The organism is Tritonibacter sp. SIMBA_163 (assembly GCF_046535935.1).
Taxonomy (GTDB): domain Bacteria; phylum Pseudomonadota; class Alphaproteobacteria; order Rhodobacterales; family Rhodobacteraceae; genus Epibacterium; species Epibacterium scottomollicae.
In genome coordinates this window covers 1-481 of the sequence record NZ_JAWJBP010000110.1, presented here as the reverse complement: position 1 = coordinate 481, position 481 = coordinate 1, and the positions used below count along the sequence as shown (strand labels likewise).

Below are 481 nucleotides of genomic sequence, written 5' to 3'. Positions count from 1 at the left end.
CTTAGAGATGTTACACGTTTTACATACTTTATTTATTTTCTTCACCTCTGTATACTATATTGCGGCAATGAGCTATATTCTTTCCTCACTGACCAAGTAGATAATGTCCTCAACAATTTCATCGCTACCATAAATCTCTGTATCAAATGAATATGTATGTAATTTTGACTTTGGTATCACTTCATTATAGAGTTCCACAATTGGTTCAATGTCTTTCGTGTTAACCTGATCATCTCCTCTGCTAAGAATCCTTTCTTTAATTACTTCAGGTCTTGCATACAGATAGATTAACTTGGCCTTACTCAGTAATTTGTTCTCGATATTGCTTACTTGCCCATGTGTGAGCTTTGTATTACCAGGGAATTTGGTTGCATAAACAAGGTTAGAATATATGTATCTATCGATGATCAAGTTGTCGTGTTCTGTTAGTCCAAAGCAATAATCATATAGGCTGTCTTGACTTCTTTTTGCTAATTCAAAC

General features: G+C 34.3%; 1 protein-coding gene. It reads right to left on the bottom strand.

Annotated elements, in window-relative coordinates; genetic code table 11:
* Window positions 1–72: 72 nt before the first annotated feature.
* Window positions 73–481, bottom strand: a 409-nt coding sequence (locus R0J92_RS21655; RefSeq protein ID WP_411053151.1) for a hypothetical protein, incomplete at its 5' end; no start/stop codon positions are given.